This window comes from Streptomyces malachitofuscus (genome assembly GCF_055571035.1).
Genome location: NZ_JBVIGA010000009.1, coordinates 170,770 through 188,777, shown reverse-complemented (window position 1 = coordinate 188,777; position 18,008 = coordinate 170,770). Strand labels below are relative to the sequence as shown.

General features: G+C 73.3%; 16 protein-coding genes and 2 pseudogenes. 6 read left to right on the top strand and 12 right to left on the bottom strand.

Going from position 1 to position 18,008, the window contains the following annotated elements; all coding sequences use genetic code 11:
- Positions 1-57 precede the first annotated feature (57 nt).
- Positions 58-903, top strand: coding sequence for an SDR family oxidoreductase (locus ACZ44S_RS15685; protein ID WP_466928967.1), 846 nt, complete (start codon positions 58-60; stop codon positions 901-903).
- Between the two features lie 6 nt (positions 904-909).
- Here the strand turns inward: ACZ44S_RS15685 and ACZ44S_RS15680 are convergent, their stop codons facing one another.
- Both ACZ44S_RS15680 and ACZ44S_RS15675 read right to left on the bottom strand, forming a co-directional pair.
- Positions 910-2,598, bottom strand: coding sequence for a DUF885 domain-containing protein (locus tag ACZ44S_RS15680; RefSeq protein WP_466928964.1), 1,689 nt, complete (start codon positions 2,596-2,598; stop codon positions 910-912).
- A 32-nt stretch (positions 2,599-2,630) separates the two neighbouring features.
- A complete protein-coding gene (locus ACZ44S_RS15675; RefSeq protein WP_466928962.1) occupies positions 2,631-3,122 on the bottom strand; it encodes an Lrp/AsnC family transcriptional regulator in 492 nt (163 codons plus the stop codon).
- Positions 3,123-3,194: 72 nt separating this feature from the next.
- On the opposite strand from ACZ44S_RS15675, the gene ACZ44S_RS15670 reads away from it, so the two are divergent.
- On the top strand, positions 3,195-4,370 hold the full coding sequence (locus ACZ44S_RS15670) for a trans-sulfuration enzyme family protein (protein ID WP_466928959.1): 1,176 nt from the start codon (positions 3,195-3,197) through the stop codon (positions 4,368-4,370).
- A 96-nt stretch (positions 4,371-4,466) separates the two neighbouring features.
- On the opposite strand, the gene ACZ44S_RS15665 is transcribed toward ACZ44S_RS15670, so the two are convergent.
- The 3 genes from ACZ44S_RS15665 to ACZ44S_RS15655 form a co-directional block, all read right to left on the bottom strand.
- Positions 4,467-5,753, bottom strand: a complete 1,287-nt coding sequence (locus tag ACZ44S_RS15665) for a GNAT family N-acetyltransferase (protein ID WP_466928956.1) — start codon at positions 5,751-5,753, stop codon at positions 4,467-4,469.
- A 99-nt stretch (positions 5,754-5,852) separates the two neighbouring features.
- Entirely contained in the window at positions 5,853-7,439 is a 1,587-nt protein-coding gene (locus tag ACZ44S_RS15660; protein WP_466928953.1) for an alkaline phosphatase D family protein, read from the bottom strand.
- A 187-nt stretch (positions 7,440-7,626) separates the two neighbouring features.
- Positions 7,627-8,466 (bottom strand): alpha/beta fold hydrolase, encoded by an 840-nt coding sequence (locus ACZ44S_RS15655; protein WP_466928950.1) that lies wholly within the window; start codon positions 8,464-8,466, stop codon positions 7,627-7,629.
- 172 nt (positions 8,467-8,638) lie between these two features.
- Here ACZ44S_RS15655 and ACZ44S_RS15650 point away from each other — a divergent pair, with 172 nt between their 5' ends.
- The gene (locus ACZ44S_RS15650; RefSeq protein ID WP_466928947.1) at positions 8,639-9,520 is read left to right on the top strand and encodes an RNA polymerase sigma-70 factor; all 882 of its coding nucleotides are present in this window, start codon (positions 8,639-8,641) and stop codon (positions 9,518-9,520) included.
- Positions 9,521-9,691: 171 nt separating this feature from the next.
- Positions 9,692-10,453 (top strand): GntR family transcriptional regulator, encoded by a 762-nt coding sequence (locus ACZ44S_RS15645; protein WP_466928944.1) that lies wholly within the window; start codon positions 9,692-9,694, stop codon positions 10,451-10,453.
- 70 nt (positions 10,454-10,523) lie between these two features.
- On the opposite strand, the gene ACZ44S_RS15640 is transcribed toward ACZ44S_RS15645, so the two are convergent.
- A complete protein-coding gene (locus ACZ44S_RS15640; RefSeq protein ID WP_466928941.1) occupies positions 10,524-11,681 on the bottom strand; it encodes an ROK family transcriptional regulator in 1,158 nt (385 codons plus the stop codon).
- A gap of 106 nt (positions 11,682-11,787) precedes the next feature.
- A pseudogene (locus tag ACZ44S_RS15635) lies at positions 11,788-11,921 on the bottom strand (LuxR C-terminal-related transcriptional regulator); the annotation flags it as partial.
- Between ACZ44S_RS15635 and ACZ44S_RS15630 the strand changes: the two are divergent.
- Positions 11,922-12,110: pseudogene (locus ACZ44S_RS15630) on the top strand (ABC transporter permease); the annotation flags it as partial.
- Positions 12,111-12,165: 55 nt separating this feature from the next.
- A complete protein-coding gene (locus ACZ44S_RS15625) occupies positions 12,166-12,603 on the top strand; it encodes a hypothetical protein (protein WP_466928938.1) in 438 nt (145 codons plus the stop codon).
- Positions 12,604-12,613: 10 nt separating this feature from the next.
- On the opposite strand, the gene mug is transcribed toward ACZ44S_RS15625, so the two are convergent.
- The 5 genes from mug to ACZ44S_RS15600 all read right to left on the bottom strand — a co-directional run bounded on the left by mug (position 12,614) and on the right by ACZ44S_RS15600 (position 17,888).
- On the bottom strand, positions 12,614-13,114 hold the full coding sequence (gene mug, locus ACZ44S_RS15620; RefSeq protein ID WP_466928935.1) for a G/U mismatch-specific DNA glycosylase: 501 nt from the start codon (positions 13,112-13,114) through the stop codon (positions 12,614-12,616).
- A 44-nt stretch (positions 13,115-13,158) separates the two neighbouring features.
- A complete protein-coding gene (gene purB / locus ACZ44S_RS15615) occupies positions 13,159-14,601 on the bottom strand; it encodes an adenylosuccinate lyase (protein WP_466928932.1) in 1,443 nt (480 codons plus the stop codon).
- 72 nt (positions 14,602-14,673) lie between these two features.
- Complete coding sequence (locus tag ACZ44S_RS15610) at positions 14,674-15,450, bottom strand: SGNH/GDSL hydrolase family protein (RefSeq protein WP_466928929.1); 777 nt, start codon at positions 15,448-15,450, stop codon at positions 14,674-14,676.
- 48 nt (positions 15,451-15,498) lie between these two features.
- Complete coding sequence (locus ACZ44S_RS15605) at positions 15,499-16,521, bottom strand: hemolysin family protein (RefSeq protein WP_466928927.1); 1,023 nt, start codon at positions 16,519-16,521, stop codon at positions 15,499-15,501.
- Entirely contained in the window at positions 16,518-17,888 is a 1,371-nt protein-coding gene (locus ACZ44S_RS15600) for a hemolysin family protein (RefSeq protein ID WP_466928924.1), read from the bottom strand. The genes ACZ44S_RS15605 and ACZ44S_RS15600 overlap by 4 nt, the downstream gene beginning before the upstream one ends.
- Between the last annotated feature and the right edge of the window lie 120 nt (positions 17,889-18,008).

The following is an 18,008-nucleotide window of genomic DNA, read 5'->3' as shown; positions in this document are numbered from 1 at the left end:
GGGGGGCTGCGGATATTCGGGTGCGACGGCCCGGCACGCACCCCATCATGGGGGATCGTGCCCAGGCTTCCGCATCCCGCCCCCGAGGAGCTCCGCCGCGACCCCCTGCCCCTGCGCGGCCGGACCGCGCTGGTCACCGGGGCCAGCCGGCGCGGCGGCATCGGCCATGCCGTCGCCCGGCGGCTCGCCGCCCACGGGGCGAGCGTCTACCTGCACCATCACGTGCCGCACGACGCCGGCATGCCCTGGGGCGCCGACCGGATCGAGGACGTGACCGCCTCCGTCCGCGACGCCCTCGGCGACCCCGACGCGACGGTGCTCGCCGGCCCCGGTGACCTCACCGGCCCCGAGGCACCCGCCGAACTGCACGCCCGCGCGGCGGAGGCGCTCGGCGGCCGGCTCGACATCGTCGTCGCCAACCACGCCCTCAGCGGCTCCGACGGTGACCTCGACGCGATCGACGCCGTCATGCTCGACGCGCACTGGGCCGTCGACGCCCGCTCGGTGCTGCTGCTGGTCCAGGCCCACGCCCGGCACCGCGCCGCGCTGCCGCCCGGCACCCCCGGCGGGCGCGTGGTGATGATGACCTCCGGGCAGGACATCGCCGGAGGGATGCCCGGCGAGATCGCCTACGCCCTCCAGAAGGGCGCGCTCGCCTCCATCACCCGCTCCCTGGCGACCGCGCTGGCCGAGCATGCGGTCACCGTGAACACGGTCAACCCCGGCCCGGTCGACACCGACTACCTGAGCGGCGAGATCTACGACGCCGTCGCCGCACGCTTCCCCGCCGGCCGCTGGGGCATGCCCGACGACCCCGCCCGCCTCATCGCCTGGCTGGCCACGGACGAGGCGGGCTGGATCACCGGACAGGTCATCGACTCCGAGGGCGGCTTCCGGCGCTGAGCCGGCTCACAGGGCCGACAGCTCGTCCACCAGGTCGTCCAGACCCAGAGACCCCTGGGAGAGCGCGGCCATGTGCCAGGCCTTGAGATCGAAGGCGTCGCCGTGCCGCTTGCGCGCGTTCTCCCGGCCCAGCAGCCACGCCCGCTCCCCGAGCTTGTAGCCGATCGCCTGGCCCGGGATGGTCAGATACCGGGTCATCTCGCTCTCCACGAAGTCCGCCGGGCGGCTGCTGTGCGCACCGAAGAACTCCTCGGCGAGCTCCGGGGTCCAGCGCTCGCCCGGGTGGAACGGCGAGTCCGCCGGGATCTCCAGTTCCAGGTGCATGCCGATGTCGACGATGACCCGGGTCGACCGCATCATCTGCGCGTCCAGGTAGCCGAGCCGCTCCTCCGCGTCCGTGAGGAACCCGAGCTCGTCCATCAGCCGCTCCGCGTACAGCGCCCAGCCCTCGGCGTTGGCGCTGACCCCGCCCACCGAGGCCTGGTAGCGGGAGAGGTTCTCGGCCACGTGCACCCACTGCGCCAGCTGGAGGTGATGACCGGGGACGCCCTCGTGGTACCAGGTCGAGACCAGGTCGTAGACGGGGAAGCGGGTCAGTCCCATGGTGGGCAGCCAGGTGCAGCCCGGCCGGGAGAAGTCCTCCGACGGCGGCGTGTAGTACGGCGCCGCCGCGCTGCCGGGCGGGGCGATCCGCGACTCGACCTTCCGCACCCGCTCGGCGAGGTCGAAGTGCGTGCCGTCCAGGGCCTCGATCGCCCGGTCCATCACGCCCTGCAGCCACTCGCGGACCTCGTCGACCCCCTCGATGTGCCGGCCGTGCTCGTCCAGGTGCGCCAGCGCCACCCACGGCGTGGCGGCGCCGGGAAGGATCTTCTCGGCCTCCTTCTTCATCTCGCCGAGCAGCCGGTGGTACTCGGACCAGCCGTAGGCGTACGCCTCGTCCAGGTCCAGGTCGGTGCCGTTGTAGTAGCGGGACCAGCGGGCGTAGCGCTCCCGGCCCACGGTGTTCGGCGCGCCCTCGATGGCCGGCGCGTACACGTCGCGCATCCAGTCCCGCAGCTCCACCACGGCCGCGGTCGCCGCGCGGGCGCCCTCGTCCAGTTCCGCGCGCAGCGCCTCTGGGCCGGCGGCCGCGAAGTCCTCGAACCAGCCGCGCCCTCCGCCCGTGTCCGCCCATTCGGTCAGCTGGCCGACGAACGTCTCCGTCGGGCGCGGCGCCGCGTGGAGCTTGCGCTCCAGGCCCAGCGCCAGGGACTCCCGGTAGCCCGCCAGCGCGGCCGGGACCGCGCGCAGTCGCTGGGCGATCGCCGCCCAGTCCTCCTCCGTCCCGGCCGGGGTCACGGTGAACACCTCCCGCACCGAGTGCGCGACCGTGCCCAAGTTGCCCACCGAGCGCAGCCCCTCGTCGGCCTCGTGCACGGCCAGCTCCGCGGTGAGCCGCTCGCGCAGCAGGCGCGCGCAGCGGCGCTCGATGTCGCTGTCCGCGCCGGGCAGCCGCTCGGCCTCGTCGAGCCGCGCGAGCGTGGCCCGGTTCAGCTCGGCGAGCGCCTCCTGGCCGGCGGGCGAGAGATCGGGCAGCCGGGAGGAACTCTCCTTGACGCCGAGGTAGGTTCCGGTGACCGGATCGAGGGCGATGAGCTCGTCGACGTAGGCGTCGGCGACCTGACGGGGAAGCGCGCTGTTGGTCTGTGACATGCGGACCATCCTGGTATGCGGCCCGCCGCGCGTCACCCGGATTGAGCCGAGGGCGAAGCCGGCAGCATCGGCCCGCAGTCCCACTGCTGGAAGATCAGCCGCGTCTCCACCCGCGCCACCTCGCGCCGGGACGTGAACTCGTCGAGCACCAGCCGCTGCAGATCCGTCATGTCCGCGACCGCGACATGCACCAGATAGTCGTCGGGCCCGGTCAGATGGAACACGGTCAGCGACTCCGGCAACGCCCGGATCCGTTCCACGAACGGCCCGACCAGCTCCCGCCGGTGCGGTCTGACCTGTACCGAAAGCAGCGCCTGCAGGCCCCGGCCCAGTTTGGCCGGGTCCAGCTTCAGCCGGTGCCCGAGGATCACGCCCGAGCGGCGCAGACGGGTCACCCGGTCCAGACAGGTGGACGGTGCGACCCCGACCTGCGCGGCGAGATCCCGGTACGTCGCCCGGGCGTCGTTCTGCAACAGCCGCAGCAGATGAAGGTCCACCGGATCCAGTACGACAGATTCGGCCACTGGCCGAACGTAACACGGAAATCGGCGCTCGCACCCCGGCCGGTGTTCACCCTTCGGTACATGGACCTGGGCATGGACACGCGACGCACCACCAGAGCACTCGCCACCGAGGCCGTGCACGCCGGCCGGGACGACCTCGCCGGACTCGGGCTGCACGCCCCGCCGATCGACCTGTCCACCACCTACCCCTCGTACGACAGCCGCGCGGAGGCCGCTCGCATCGACGCGTTCGCCACCACCGGTGCCGAACCGGACGGCCCGCCCGTCTACGGGCGGCTGGGCAACCCCACCGTCGCCCGGTTCGAGACGGCCCTCGCGCGGCTGGAGGGCACCGAATCGGCGGTCGCGTTCGCGAGCGGCATGGCCGCGCTCAGCGCGGTGCTCCTGGTGCGCGGCTCGATGGGACTGCGGCACGTCGTCGCCGTACGCCCCCTGTACGGGTGCAGCGACCATCTGCTGACCGCCGGGCTGCTCGGCTCCGAGGTGACCTGGACCGACCCGGCCGGGGTCGCCGACGCGCTGCGCCCGGACACCGGTCTGGTGCTGGTCGAGTCCCCGGCCAACCCCACGCTCGCCGAGATCGACCTGCGGGCCGTCGCCCACGCCTGCGGCTCCGTGCCGCTCCTCGTCGACAACACCTTCGCCACTCCGGTCCTCCAGCGCCCGGCCGAGCACGGCGCCCGGCTGGTGCTGCACAGCGCCACCAAGTACCTCGGCGGTCATGGTGACGTCCTGGCGGGCGTGGTGGCCTGCGACGAGGAGATCGCCGGGCAGCTGCGCCAGGTGCGGTTCGCCACCGGCGGCGTGCTGCATCCCCTGGCCGGCTACCTGCTGCTGCGGGGCCTGTCGACCCTGCCGGTGCGGGTACGGGCCGCCTCCGCGAACGCCGCCGAACTCGCCGCCCGGCTCGCCGCCGACCCGCGCGTGGCCCGGGTGCACTACCCGAGCATCGGCGGGGCGATGGTCTCGTTCGAGGTGCAGGGCGACCCGCACGAGGTGATCGCCGGAGTACGGCTGATCACTCCGGCGGTGAGCCTCGGCAGCGTGGACTCCCTCATCCAGCACCCGGCGTCCATCAGCCACCGCATCGTCGACGCCGACGACCGGAGGGACGCAGGGGTCAGCGACCGGCTGCTGCGGCTCTCGGTCGGCCTCGAGGACGTCGAGGACCTGTGGGCCGACCTGGACGCGGCCCTGGGGGAGCGGACCGGCACGCCCGCCCGGCCGGAGGAGCTGGCTCGGAGCTGAGGCCCCGCGCACACGGGCAACGGCCCGGCGGTTCCCGCCGGGCCGTTGCGCGTCGCCGGACGCGATGACGTCATGACGTCGCCGGACGCCGAGACCTCACGAAGTCGCCGGACGAGGCGCCGGGGACCGGCCGACACGCTCGCCGGACTCCCGCACCCGGCGCGCCGGTACGCCGTCCAGGCGGGCCGTGACGACCAGGGTGCCCTCCTCGATCTGGTAGTCGAGAGGAAGGCCCAGTCCGCGCATCGCGGCGACCATGCCGGTGTTGGACGCCTGCGTCACGGCGTACACCTGGGAGCAGCCCGCCTCGGCCGCCATCGACACCAGCCGGGTGAGGAGCCGGGCGCCGATGCCCCGGCGCTGCCAGGTGTCCTCCACGATCATCGCGACCTCGGTCTCGTCGCCGTCCCACAGCAGATGACCGAGGGCGACGACGCGGCCCGCATCGGTCTGCGCGACGAGTGTCCGCCCGAAGCGCGGGCTCAGCAGGTGGTTGAGGTAGCGGTCCGCGTCGCCGACCGGCCCGTGGTAGCGCATCCGCAGGGTCTCGGTGGAGCACCGCTCGTGCATCGCCCGCGCGGCGGCCAGGTCGCCGGTGTCCGCCCGGCGCACGGAGATGTCACGGCCCTCCGGCAGCGTGAGCACGTCACGGCCACGCGGCATGCGCGGCCCCAGCCGGGTGTCGAGTTCCACCAGCGCGCGGGCCCGCGCGAACTCGGTGGGGGTGAACGGCAGATACGGCCGCTCGACGGTGAGCACCCCGCCTCCGGGGGCGCGCAGCCGGATCACCGTCTCCTCCAGCGAGCCCTCCGCCGGCACCGTCCCGGCCGCCGCCCCGCCGGAGGCCGGCGTGGAGGGCCGGGAGCGGATGGTGCACCGCCCGAGCAGCTGACGCAGGGCCAGCGGCAGTTCGGCGGCGTCCGTGGCGGTGCGGGCGGCCAGTCCCAGCACCCGGGTCGGAGCGTCCACCAGGTCGTGGGCGTCGGCCCGCTCGGTCCAGGTGTCCCGGCCCCCGGCGAGCGACACCGCGGCGATGAGGTCGGTTCCCGCCGGTGCGCGCAGCAGGAACTCGTCCACGGTGTCCTCGCCCAGCGGATGCGTCTGCAGGCTCAGGATGTCGACCCGTCGCTCGGCCAGCGCCGTGCACAGTGCGGCCAGCGAGCCCGGCTCGTCCTTCACCGTCGTGCGCATCCGCCACAGCACGCGCTCCCCGGCCGCGGCGGAGGGCGGAGGGGCGTCGCCGGTATCGTGCGCCGGCGGTGCGTGGCCGTGGCGTCGCGCCCACCATGACTGGAAGGCCGCCGTGCACCGCGCGGCGAGTCCGGTCGGGTGCCACCGGCGGTGCGCGGGGCCTCCGTGTCGGGTGTTCATCACTTCGGACATGTCTCGACTCATACAACCCACTGTGAAGGAATCGTGTTTCGTGATCACGAACGCACTGTGACTGATGAGTAAAGGAGTACTTCTGTCCGATTTACTGCGTTACTGACCGACGAGGCCCGGCCGCAGCGTCTTGGTGAACAGCACGGCACCGTCCTGCTCCCGCATCCGCACCGTCAGCTCCCCGCTGTCGCCGTCGATGTCGACCTCCCCGAAGAACTGGTAACCGCCGGCGGGTGAGACGTTCGACGCGCTCGGAGCCTTCACCCACACCCGCTCCGGACCGAAGGTGGAGTCGAGCGCGACGGCCGGGAAGGCCCCCGCGTTGAGCGGTCCGGAGACGAACTCCCAGAACGGCTCGAAGTCACCGAACGCGGCCCGCCCGGGCTGGTAGTGCTGTGCGGACGTGTGGTGCACGTCCGCCGTCAGCCACACCGTGCCGGTGATCCGCCGGTGCTTGACGAACCGCAGCAGTTCCGCGATCTGCAGTTCCCGTCCCAGCGGCGCTCCCGGGTCGCCCTGGGCCACCCCCTCGATGTTTCTCCGGCCCTCGGTGGTGTCCGGGACGACCAGGCCGATCGGCATGTCCGCGGCGATCACCTTCCACACCGCCCGTGACCGGGCCAGCTCTCTTTTGAGCCAGTCGAGTTGCTCGCGCCCCAGGATGCCCTGCGGGTCCACGGCCTCGTCACCGGAGGAGTTGGCTCCCCGGTACGTCCGCATGTCCAGCACGAAGACGTCCAGCAGCGGCCCCTGCCGCAGCACCCGGTACACCCGGCCCTCCCGGGCGCCCGGCCGCAGCGTCGACATCGGGAAGTACTCACTGAACGCGCGCCGCGCCCGGGCCGCCAGTACATCGACGCTCTTCTCCGTGTAACGGGTGTCGGTGTCCGCGATCCGCTGCCCGGGATACCAGTTGTTGCGCACCTCGTGGTCGTCCCACTGCACGATCGACGGCACCCGCGCGTTGAACCGGCGCAGGTGCGCGTCGAGCAGGTTGTAACGGAAGTTGCCCCGGAACTCGGCCAGGGTCTCGGCGACCTTGGATTTCTCCTCGGTGGTGATGTTCCGCCAGATGCCGCCGTCCGGGAGGGCGGCGGTCGCGGCGATGGGCCCGTCGGCGTACACGGTGTCGCCGCTGAACAGGAAGAAGTCCGGGTCGAGCCGGGCCATCGCGTCGAAGATGCGGTAACCGCCCAGGTCGGGGTTGATGCCCCAGCCCTGACCGGCCAGATCGCCGGACCACAGGAAGCGCACACCGTCCCGCCGCCGGGCCGGAACCGTGCGGAAGGTACCGGTCACCGGTTCACCGGTGCGGCGCGGGTCGTCGGGGTCGGCGAGCAGCACGCGGTAGTGGATCTGCTCGCCCGGCGGCAGTCCGCGCAGCCGGGTGGTGCCGGTGAGGTCGGTGGCCGGGCCGAGCAGCGGGCCGTGCCATCGGCGCGGGTGCCGGAACGATTCGGTCGCCGACGTCTCGACGATCATCCGGGCCGGGCGGTCGGACCGCACCCACACCAGCCCCGCGTCACGGGTCACGTCGCCGGCCTGCACACCCCAGTCGGCCCGCGGGCGCCCGGAGCGGGCGAAGGCGGGCGGTGTGCCGAGCGCGGCGGGCAGGGTCAGGGCCGCCGAGGCCGCGAGCGAGCCGCGCAGCACGGCGCGACGGCCGGGGAACGGACGGTGTGACATGGATGCGCCTCCAGGGCGGGATTCCGGCCAGTGTGCGCTGCCACACCTACGCGGGCGGCGCGGCTCGCACGCAAACCCCAAGTGAACAACTGATCGCACCGCGGCGGGAGGGGGCGCCTCGGCCGCCCCGGTGGCCTGCGCCCGGGGCCGGACCGGACGGCGCTTCGCCGTCGGCCGGTCGTGGCCGTCAGCCCGTCGTGCGGCTGCCGTCGAGGACGACGCGGGCGACCAGCGCCGGGTCGTCGTTCATCGGGACATGGCCGCAGCCGGGCAGCCGGACCAGTCGGGCCCTGGGAATGATCTGCTTGGCGCGGACACCCTGCCGGGGAATCAGCAGCCGGTCCCGGGCGCCCCAGGCGACGGTCACCGGGATGCCGGGCACGTCGTCGGTGAACCGTACGGCGGTGCCCGCGCGGAGGGTCTCGGCGAAGCCGGCGGCTCCGGCGAGCGCGAGCGTCTCGGCGACCACGGCTTCCGGCGAACGCCGCCCGGGACGGGCGTAGATGGTGCTCGTCAGTGCCGCCCGCCCGGCCGCGGAACGGGCAAGGCGCTCGACCAGCGGCAGCGGCATCCGCTCGGCGATCCGCCGCATGCCGGACAGCACGGCGAAGGCGTACCGCCGCTCGGTCTGCGTCCAGAAGCCCGCCGGGGACAGGGCGGTGACGGAGCGGACGAGCCGCTCGCGGCCGAGCTCCAGGGCCAGCAGGCCGCCGAGCGAGTTGCCCGCCACGTGCGGCCGGTCCAGCTCCAGCGCCTCGCACAGGGCGCCGAGCGCGGCGTTCATCGTGGGCAGGTCGTGGGCGAGGCCGTCGGGCAGCGCGGGGGACGCGCCGAACCCGGGCAGGTCCACGGCGATCACCTCGCGCTCGGTCGCGAGGATGTCCACCACCGGGTCCCACGCCTGGCGGTGGTGACCGATGCCGTGCAGCAGGAGCAGCGGTTCGCCGCGGCCCACGCGCGCGTAGGACAGGGTCACGGTCTGCGGGCCGAGGGGAGAGGTGACCTTGAAGGGGACGGTCGCGGACATGAGGGTGCTCCTCGTCTGGGACTCGCGGAAACGGACGCCGCCCGGCGTCGTAGACAGCTTGTCAGCAATTGCTACCGACGGGTAGCCCCTGGGTGCCGGTGACCGCCCCACCCCCTTCGGCGCGAAGCGGAGCCGCCTGGACACGGCCGCGCGCGTCGGCTGGGATGGTGGCGTGACCACCGACACCCTGACCGACGTCTTCGAAGAGCACCGTCCCGTCCTCCTGGGCGTCGCCTACCGCATGCTGGGCCGGGTGGCCGACGCGGAGGACGTGGTCCAGGAGGCCTGGCTGCGCTGGTCGGGCGGCGACCGGTCCGCGGTGCGCGAACCCCGCGGCTACCTGGTGCGCGTCACCACCCGCCTCGCCATCGACCGGCTGCGCCAGATCAAGGCGCGCGGCGAGACCTACGTCGGCCCGTGGCTGCCCGAGCCGTACGTCACGGAGTTCGGCGACACCGCCCCGGACACCGCCGAGCGGGCCGTGCTCGCCGACTCCGTCTCCCTCGCCGTCCTCGTCGTGATGGAGTCCCTGTCACCCCTGGAACGCGCGGTGTTCGTCCTGCGGGAGGCCTTCGGCCACCCGTACGCCGACATCGCGGCCATGCTCGACCGCGGCGAACCGGCCGTACGCCAACTCGCGGGACGCGCGCGCAAGCACGTCGAGGAGCGGCGCCCGCGCTACGACGTCGACCCCGCCCGGCGGCGCGCCCTCACGGAGCGGTTCATGGCCGCGGCAGCCGGCGGCGATCTGGCGCAGCTGATGGAACTGCTCGCGCCGGACGTACGCCTCGTCGGCGACAGCGGCGGCAAGTCGCGCGCCCCGCTGCGGGTCCTGGAGAGCGCCGACCACGTGGGGCGCTTCCTCATCGGCGTGGCCGGCAAGGGTATCCAGGACGCGGCCATCCGCTTCCTGGAGCTCAACGGGGGGCCCGCGGTGCTCGTCCTGTCGGGCGGCAGGCCCGACTCCGTACTCCAGCTCGATGTCGCCGACGGGCGTGTCCAGGCGGTGTACGTCATCCGCAACCCCGACAAGCTCCGCCGGCTCGTTCCGTAGCGGCCGGTCCCCGCCACCTGGCCCCCGTCATCCACCGGCGGGGGCCTCGCCGTGGCGCCGATTGGTATTGACCAAGGGTGAGGGCCGCCTTATGGTCGCAGATAAGTGAAACAACCTTTAATAAACAAGGGCGCTAAAACGCGGCCGGACTCGGCGATCGTGGAGGACAGGGTGGGGACCACGCAGCTGGAAACGGTGCCGGAACCGAAGTACTGGCACCTCAAGACCGTGCTCAGCGAGGCGCTGGACTCGGAGTTCTCGGTGGGCGAGATCCTGCCCAACGAGCGCGATCTCGCCGCCCGCTTCGGTGTCGCCCGCGCCACGCTCCGTCAGGCCCTGGAGCAGCTCGAGCTGGAAGGCAGGCTGCAGCGCCGCCGCGGGGTGGGCACCACCGTCGCCCCGCCGCGCATGGGCGTCTCCGTCGGCACGACGCAGCACGCCTGGCCCGGCGGGCCGCTCGACGCCTGGCAGACGCTCGACTGCGCCCTGGAGGTACCGCCCGCCGCCGTCGCCGAGACCCTGGTCACCGGCCGCGGCGAGCCCGTGCACGTCGTGCGCCGCTCCCGTGTCTCCCACGGCCAGCCCGTGGCCGCCGAACTGCTGTACATCCCGGCGGTCTCGGTGCCCGACCTGTCCGGCATCGACGCGCCCTCCGGGGCGGCACGCGCGCGTGCGGTGCTGCGTGAACTGCAGCGCCTGGAGCTGGAGCGGCAGGAGAACGCCGTCGAGCTCGGTTCCGCCCGCGCGGACGACGCCCGGGAACTGGACCGTCTGCCGGGCGCGCCCGTCCTGGTCGTCACCACGCGCTTCATCGCCCGCGGACGCACCGCGGCGCTCTCCGTGGCCACGTACCGCGCGGACACCTGCCGGCTGACGTTCGGCGACTTCGGCGATGTGCAGATCCACCACGGCCCGGATCGCCAGGCGTCCTGAGGGCGGACCGGGCGGCCGGGTCGGCCGCGGGCCCACGCGCCCTCCGCCCGCCCGGCCCGCCGCGCGGGCGTCAGCGGCGTGCCGTCACCGTGCCCTCCACGGCGAACAGTTGCTCCTCCACATGGTCGAGAGCGAGCCGCACCGCGCCCGTGGCGACCGCCGCCTCGCCCAGCAGGGACAGGGCGACCTTCGGCGGGCGCAGGCAGTAGCGGGCCAGTTCACCGCGCAGCGGCTCCAGCACGTCGTCCAGGCCGGCCGCCCAGCCGCCGATCACGACCAGCTCCGGGTCCAGTGCCAGCACCAGCGCCGCCACGTCGTGGACCAGCCGGTGGATGAAACGGTCCATGGCCGCCAGCGCCCGCTGGTCGCCCTTCCGGGCCTGGGCGAAGACCTCCGTGACCGCCTGCTCGTCCAGCGGGTGCAGCGGCTCGTCCGTGGTGGACAGCAGTGCCTCCGGGGTTGCCTCCCGGCCCAGCAGATGCAGCGCCCCGATCTCGCCGGCGGCCCCGCCGTATCCGCGGTGCAGCCGTCCGCCGATCAGTGATCCGGCGCCCGGACTCAGCCCGGCCAGCACGAACACCACGTCGTCGGTCTCCCGGGCGGCGCCCTTCCAGTGCTCGGCGACGACCGCGGCGTTCGCGTCGTTCTCCACCAGCACCGGGCACTTGAAGGACCGGCTCAGCCGCTCACCGAGCCCCAGTCCCGTCCAGCCGGGCAGCGCCGTGCCCAGCGCCACCGTGCCGTCCGCCTCGACGATCCCCGGGGTGCCCACGCCGACGGCCCGCAGGGAGCCGCGCGGCACACCGGCCCGGTGCAGCAGCTCCGCGACGGCCGTGCCGAGCCGCTCCAGCCGCTCGTCGGCGTCGACCGTCTCGTCGACGTCCCTCGCCTGGGCGCCGATCACCCGGCCGTCCAGATCGGCCAGCAGCGCGGCCACCCGGTGCACACCGATCTCCAGGCCGAGCAGATGCCCCGCCTCGGCCCGGAACCGGAACCGCCGCGCCGGCCGCCCCTGCCGCCGGGCGGCACCCTCCTCCGCCGCCGTCTCCACGACGAGACCGGCCTCCATGAGCCCCTCGACGACGCCCTCGACGGTGGGCCGGGACAGCCCCGTGACCCGGGTGACCTCGGTCAGCGTCGCGCAGTCCGTGGCCCGCAACGCGTGCAGCACCACCGCGGAGTTGATCCTTCGCAGCAGCGAGGGATCCCCGCCGGTCAGCCGACCCACCGTCCGTCCTCCCAGCTCGTGCGCGTGTTGGCCGGATCGTACTCGGCGCCGAGGACCCGGGCGACCTCCGGGCGGGGCGCCCCCGGGGACACCGGGCGGACCCGGGTCATCCCGGCGCCACGAAGCCCGACTCGTAGGCCGTGATCACCGCCTGGGTGCGGTCGCGCACCCCAGCTTCGTCAGGACACCGCTCAAATGGGTCTTCACGGTCTCCGTCCCCACCACGAGCCGTGCGGCGAGGTGTCCTTCGTGATCGGCGACGCCACCGGCACGGTCGTCGACTTCCTGCCCGACCGCGCCGGGCAGATCGTCCTGCACGAGGCCTACGACGGAACCCCCAACCCGTGGTCGGGACTTGCGGTGGCCGCGCCGTGGACGGCCGCCGCCCTTCTGGCCGTGCCATGGAGCCAGCGCCGCCGGGACGCCTGACCGGGAGTCGGCTGACGGCCCGCCAACTGTCAGTGGCGGCGGGTTTACTGGTTCCATGGACATCGCACAGCACATCGCCCTCATCGACGAGCTGTGCTTCCGCCCCTTCCCGGCGGAGCACGGTCCGTCGGACGTCGGCTTCGGAGGACCGGGCCACCATGTCGCCGTGCTGCAGACCGGCGACGGCCCGGGCGGCGACCCGGCTCAGTGGGCGGTGACGGCGGACCAGTTCGAGAAGGACCGCGACGCCGTGTACGAGGTACTGGCCTCCCGCTGGGGGGACACCGACCCCTGGAACCTGCAGACGGTCCTGCTGCGCACGGCAGAGGAGGAGATACCCGAGCCATGGCGGTGGCTCAGCCTCCGCGCGGACATGGCCTGGCTGTGGGAGGTGCAGGGCACCGGCCGCTGGGTCGCCGTGGCCGTCGCGGACCGGGACGCGGCCGACGCGATCCAGCTGCTGGCGGTGGTCACGGAGACCGCGCCGCCCTGAGCCCCGGCCGTCACCGGTCCGCCGCAGCCTCCCGCAGCCGTCCGAACTCCTCCGCCAGTGTGGCCGGTGTCCAGTGCGCGTTCAGCCCGCTCGGGTTGGGCAGCACCCACACCCGGGTCCCGCCGATGGTCCGCACCTGCGGGCCCACCCGGGCCCGGGGATCGTCGAACGCCGCGCGGTAGGCGGTGACGCCCAGCACGGCCAGCCACCGCGGACGCAGCCGGGCCACCCTCACGGCGAGCAGCCGCCCGCCCTCCCGGTACTCCTCGGCGCTCAGCTCGTCGGCCCGCGCGGTCGCCCGCGCCACCACATTGGTGATGCCGAGCCCGTACGACAGCAGCTCCCGCTGTTCAGCCGGCGGCAGCAGCCTGGGAGTGAAGCCCGAGCGGTGCAGCGCGGGCCAGAAGCGGTTGCCGGGACGTGCGAAGTGATGACCGGTCGCAGCCGTCATCAGACCCGGGTTGATGCCGCAGAACAGCACGCGCAGGCCGTCCGCGACCACGTCCGGCACGAGGCGGTCGCGGGCGGCCTCCAGCTCCTCCTGGGTGAAGCGCGTCAGAGGATCGCCCCGGGGGTGTAGCCGGCGGCCTCCGGGCGCTGCTTCACGATCTCGTCGATGCGGCCCACCACGGCCGTCACCTGGTCGCTCGCGGCACCGGTGAAGGACAGCTTGTCCGCCATCAGTGCCTGCAGTTCGTCCCGGCCGAGCGGCAGCCGCTCGTCGTCGGCGAGCTTGTCGAGGAGGTCGTTGCGCTCGGCGCCCTGCTCGCGCATCGCCAGGGCCGTGGCGACGGCGTTCTCCTTGATCGCCTCGTGCGCGACCTCACGGCCCACACCCGCGCGCACCGCGCCCATCAGCACCTTGGTGGTGGCGAGGAACGGCAGGTAGCGGTCCAGCTCCCGGGCGACGACCGCCGGGAAGGCGCCGAACTCGTCGAGCACCGTCAGGAACGTCTCCAGCAGGCCGTCGAGCGCGAAGAACGCGTCCGGCAGCGCGACCCGGCGCACCACCGAGCAGGACACGTCGCCCTCGTTCCACTGGTCGCCGGCCAGCTCGCCGGTCATCGAGGCGTAGCCGCGCAGGATCACCATCAGGCCGTTGACGCGCTCGCAGGAGCGGGTGTTCATCTTGTGCGGCATCGCGGAGGAACCGACCTGGCCCGGCTTGAAGCCCTCGGTGACCAGTTCGTGCCCGGCCATCAGCCGGATCGTCTTCGCCAGCGACGACGGCGCGGCGGCCAGCTGCACCAGCGCGGTGACGACCTCGTAGTCGAGCGAGCGCGGGTAGACCTGGCCGACCGAGGTGAAGGCCTCGGAGAAACCCAGGTGACCGGCGATGCGCCGCTCCAGCTCCGCCAGCCTGTCCGCGTCCCCGCCGAGCAGGTCCAGCATGTCCTGCGCCGTACCGACCGGGCCCTTGATGCCGCGCAGCGGGTAGCGCCCCAGCAGCTCCTCCACCCGGCCGTGCGCGACGAGCAGCTCGTCGGCCGCCGTCGCGAAGCGCTTGCCCAGGGTGGTGGCCTGCGCGGCCACGTTGTGCGAGCGGCCGGCCATGACCAGCTCGCCGTACTCCCCGGCCAGCCGGCCCAGGCGCGCCAGCACGGCCACCACGCGGTCGCGGATCAGCTCCAGGGAGAGGCGGATCTGGAGCTGCTCGACGTTCTCGGTGAGGTCGCGGGAGGTCATGCCCTTGTGCACGTGCTCGTGCCCGGCGAGGTCGTTGAACTCCTCGATCCGTGCCTTCACGTCATGGCGGGTGACCTTCTCGCGCTCGGCGATCGAGGCCAGGTCGACCTGGTCGAGGACACGCTCGTAGTCGGCGATCGCCGCGTCGGGAACCTCGATCCCGAGGTCCTTCTGGGCCCGCAGCACGGCGAGCCAGAGCTGCCGCTCCAGCCTCACCTTCTGCTCGGGGGACCAAAGCGTGGCGAGCTCGGCGGAGGCGTAGCGTCCGGCGAGGACGTTCGGGATACGGGGCTTGGCGGGCGCAGCTGTCACGTACAGGGAGTCTACTGGCGATTCCTGCAGGCCGGCGCCACGGGGTGTGCTGGAGGAACCTACAGGAGGGCGCTACAGCCCCTCGTACGGCAGCAGCTCGGGCCGCTTCGGCGGCATGCCGTCGCCCGAGGAGCGGCCGGTGAGCCGGCGGCCGATCCACGGCAGCAGGTGCTGCCGGGCGAACCGGGCGTCGGCGGCCCGCCGCGCCACCCAGCGCGGCGGCAGTGTCGCCTCCGGGGGCAGATGCCATTCGGGGTCCTCCGCGGGGTAGCCGAGCGTCTGCCAGACCGCCTCCGCGACCCTGCGGTGCCCGTCCGCCGTCAGATGGAGCCGGTCGACGTCCCACAGCCGGGGGTCGCCGAGCGCGGGCGCCCCGTACAGGTCGACGACCAGCGCGCCGTGCCGCTCGGCGAGCTCGTCGACACAGGCGAACAGCGCCTCCATGCGCGGCCGGAAACGCTCCAGGACCGGCCCCTGCCGGCCGGGGCTGCGCATCAGCACCAGCTGCTTGCAGTGCGGGGCCAGCCGCTCCACGGCCTCGGTGAGCAGATCCCGCACCTGCTGCATGTCGCACTTGGGCCGCAGGGTGTCGTTGAGCCCGCCGACCAGGGTGACGACGTCGGCGCGCATCGCCGCGGCCGTCTCGACCTGCTCGTCGACGATCTGCCGGATCAGCTTGCCGCGCACGGCCAGGTTGGCGTACCGGAAGCCGGGAGCGGTGGCCGCCATCCGGCCGGCGAGGAGGTCGGCCCAGCCGCGGTAGGTGCCGTCGGGGAGCCGGTCCGACATGCCCTCGGTGAAGGAGTCGCCGAGGGCGACGAGGCTGCTGTGGGTGGGGTTCGTCTGCATGGCGACACAGATGGTATCCCGTGGCACATACCCGTCGGTCGGTCGGCCTCAGCCGCGCTCGGCACGCTGTCCGAACAGCTCCTGCAGGACGTCCTCCATCGTCACCAGCCCGGCCAGCCGGCCGTCCGCCCCGAGCACGGCCGCCAGGTGCGTACGGCTGCCGCGCATGGCGGTGAGGACGTCGTCCATCGGCGTGTTCTCCCGCACCCGCGCGATGGGCCGCATCTCCGTCAGCCGGAACGGCATGTCGCGCGGTGAGGCGTCCAGGGCGTCCTTCACATGCAGGTAGCCGACGATCCGGCGCTGCTCGTCCACCACCGGGAACCGGGAGAACCCGGACTCCGCCGACAGCCGCTCCAGGCCCTCCGCGGTGACGCCGACGCGCGCGTAGACCACCCGCTCCAACGGCAGCACCACGTCCCGCACCGGCCGACGGCCCAGCTCCAGCGCGTCGTGCAGCCGCTCCTGCGCGCGGTCGTCGATCAGGCCGGCTTCGCCCGAGTCCTTCACGATCTGGGCCAGTTCGGCGTCCGAGAAGGAGGCGACGACCTCGTCACGGGTCTCGACCCGCAGCAGCCTCAGCAGCATGTTGGCGAAGGCGTTGATCGTGAAGATCACCGGGCGCAGCGCGCGGGAGAGGGCGACCAGGGGCGGACCCAGCAGCAGGGCGCTGCGCACCGGCTCGGCGAGCGCGACGTTCTTCGGCACCATCTCACCGAGCAGCATGTGCAGATACGTCGCCAGTGTCAGCGCGATCACGAAGGACACCACGTGCCCCGCGCCCTTCGGGACCCCGACCGCGTGGAACACCGGCTCCAGCAGATGGGCGATCGCCGGCTCGGCGACGATGCCGAGGATCAGCGTGCACAGCGTGATGCCGAGCTGCGCCGCCGCCATCAGCGCCGACACGTGCTCGAGGCCCCAGAGCACGCTCCTGGCGCGCCGGTCGCCCCGGTCGACGTACGGCTCGATCTGGCTGCGGCGGACCGAGATCAGTGCGAACTCGGCACCCACGAAGAAGGCGTTGACGACCAGTGTCGCCAGACCGATCAGCAGCTGTACGACGGTCATCGCCGCGCCCCCTTGTCGTCGGTGGTCCCCGTGGCCGGCCGTCCTTCCGTCACGGCCCTGTCGCCGGCCGGCGCGTGCAGCAGGACGCGCGCCGCGCGGCGGCCGGTGGCGTCCACCACGTCCACCCGCCAGCCGGCGACCTCGAGGGTGTCGCCGGCCTCCGGGATCCGGCCGAGCGAGGCGGCCACGAGCCCGGCGAGGGTCTCGTAGGGCCCTTCCGGCACGCGCATGCCGACCCGGGCGAGCTGGTCCACTCGGGCAAAGCCGTCGGCCGAGAACAGCGTCCGGCCGTCCTCGTCGGTGCCGGCCCGGTCCAGATCGGGGGTCTCGTGCGGGTCGTGCTCGTCGCGGACCTCGCCGACGACCTCCTCGACGATGTCCTCCAGGGTGGCCACGCCCGCCGTGCCGCCGTACTCGTCGATCACCACGGCCATGGTGCGCCGGCCGGAGAGCCGGTCCAGCAGCCGGTCGACGGTGAGCGATCCGGGGACCAGCAGCGGTTCGCGCATCAGCTCCGACACGGGCACCCGCGCACGGCGCTCCGCGGGCAGCGCCAGAACGTCCTTGACATGTGCGGTGCCGACGACGGCGTCGAGGGTCTCGCGGTACACGGGGAACCGGGACAGCCCGGTCGCCCGGGTCACGTTGGCGACGTCCTCGCACGTCGCCTGCGCGTCCAGGGCGATGACCTGGACGCGCGGGGTCATCACGTTCTCCGCGGTGAGGTCGGCGAGGTTCAGCGTGCGGACGAACAGCTCGGCGGTGTCCGGCTCCAGCGCGCCCTCCTTGGCGGAGTGCCGGGCGAGCGCCGCCAGTTCCTGGGGCCCGCGCGCGGACTCCAGCTCCTCGGCGGGCTCCAGGCCGATGCGGCGCACGATGCGGTTGGCCGTGTTGTTCAGATGAGTGATGAACGGGCGGAACGCGGCGCTGAACCAGCGCTGCGCGTTGCCGACCCGCTTGGCCACGGCCAGCGGCGAGGAGATCGCCCAGTTCTTGGGCACCAACTCGCCCACCACCATCAGGAACACCGTCGACAGGCCCGTGCCGATCACCAGCGCCAGGGAGCGCGCCATCGCGTGGGAGGCGCCGAGATCCTGCAGCGGGCCGGAGATCAGCGCGGCGATCGACGGCTCGGCGAGCATGCCGACCACCAGGTTGGTCACCGTGATGCCGAGCTGCGCGCCGGAGAGCTGGAACGTCAGGTTCCGTACGGCTTTGAGCGCGCCCGCCGCGCCCCGCTCGCCGCGTTCGACCGCCCGCTCCAGCTCGGCCCGCTCGACGGTGGTGAGGGAGAACTCGGCCGCGACGAACGCGCCGCAGGCGAGCGAGAGCAGGATCGCCGCCAGAAGGAGGAGCACTTCGGTCATCGGGTCACCTCTGTCCCATGGTCGGGCAGGACGGGGACGGATGCGCGGTGTCGCGGACCGGGGGGCTCGCCCATGGGCGGAGGCACACAACCTTTCATGGAGGACCGAGTGGCCCTCCCA

Coding starts and splice junctions, on each gene's coding strand:
- ACZ44S_RS15680 (WP_466928964.1), bottom strand. CDS start 2,598: ATGTCACAGACCAACAGCGCGCTTCCCCGTCAGGTCGCCGACGCCTAC.
- ACZ44S_RS15670 (WP_466928959.1), top strand. CDS start 3,195: ATGGACACGCGACGCACCACCAGAGCACTCGCCACCGAGGCCGTGCAC.
- ACZ44S_RS15665 (WP_466928956.1), bottom strand. CDS start 5,753: ATGTCCGAAGTGATGAACACCCGACACGGAGGCCCCGCGCACCGCCGG.
- ACZ44S_RS15660 (WP_466928953.1), bottom strand. CDS start 7,439: ATGTCACACCGTCCGTTCCCCGGCCGTCGCGCCGTGCTGCGCGGCTCG.
- ACZ44S_RS15655 (WP_466928950.1), bottom strand. CDS start 8,466: ATGTCCGCGACCGTCCCCTTCAAGGTCACCTCTCCCCTCGGCCCGCAG.
- ACZ44S_RS15625 (WP_466928938.1), top strand. CDS start 12,166: ATGGACATCGCACAGCACATCGCCCTCATCGACGAGCTGTGCTTCCGC.
- ACZ44S_RS15610 (WP_466928929.1), bottom strand. CDS start 15,450: ATGCAGACGAACCCCACCCACAGCAGCCTCGTCGCCCTCGGCGACTCC.
- ACZ44S_RS15605 (WP_466928927.1), bottom strand. CDS start 16,521: ATGACCGTCGTACAGCTGCTGATCGGTCTGGCGACACTGGTCGTCAAC.
- ACZ44S_RS15600 (WP_466928924.1), bottom strand. CDS start 17,888: ATGACCGAAGTGCTCCTCCTTCTGGCGGCGATCCTGCTCTCGCTCGCC.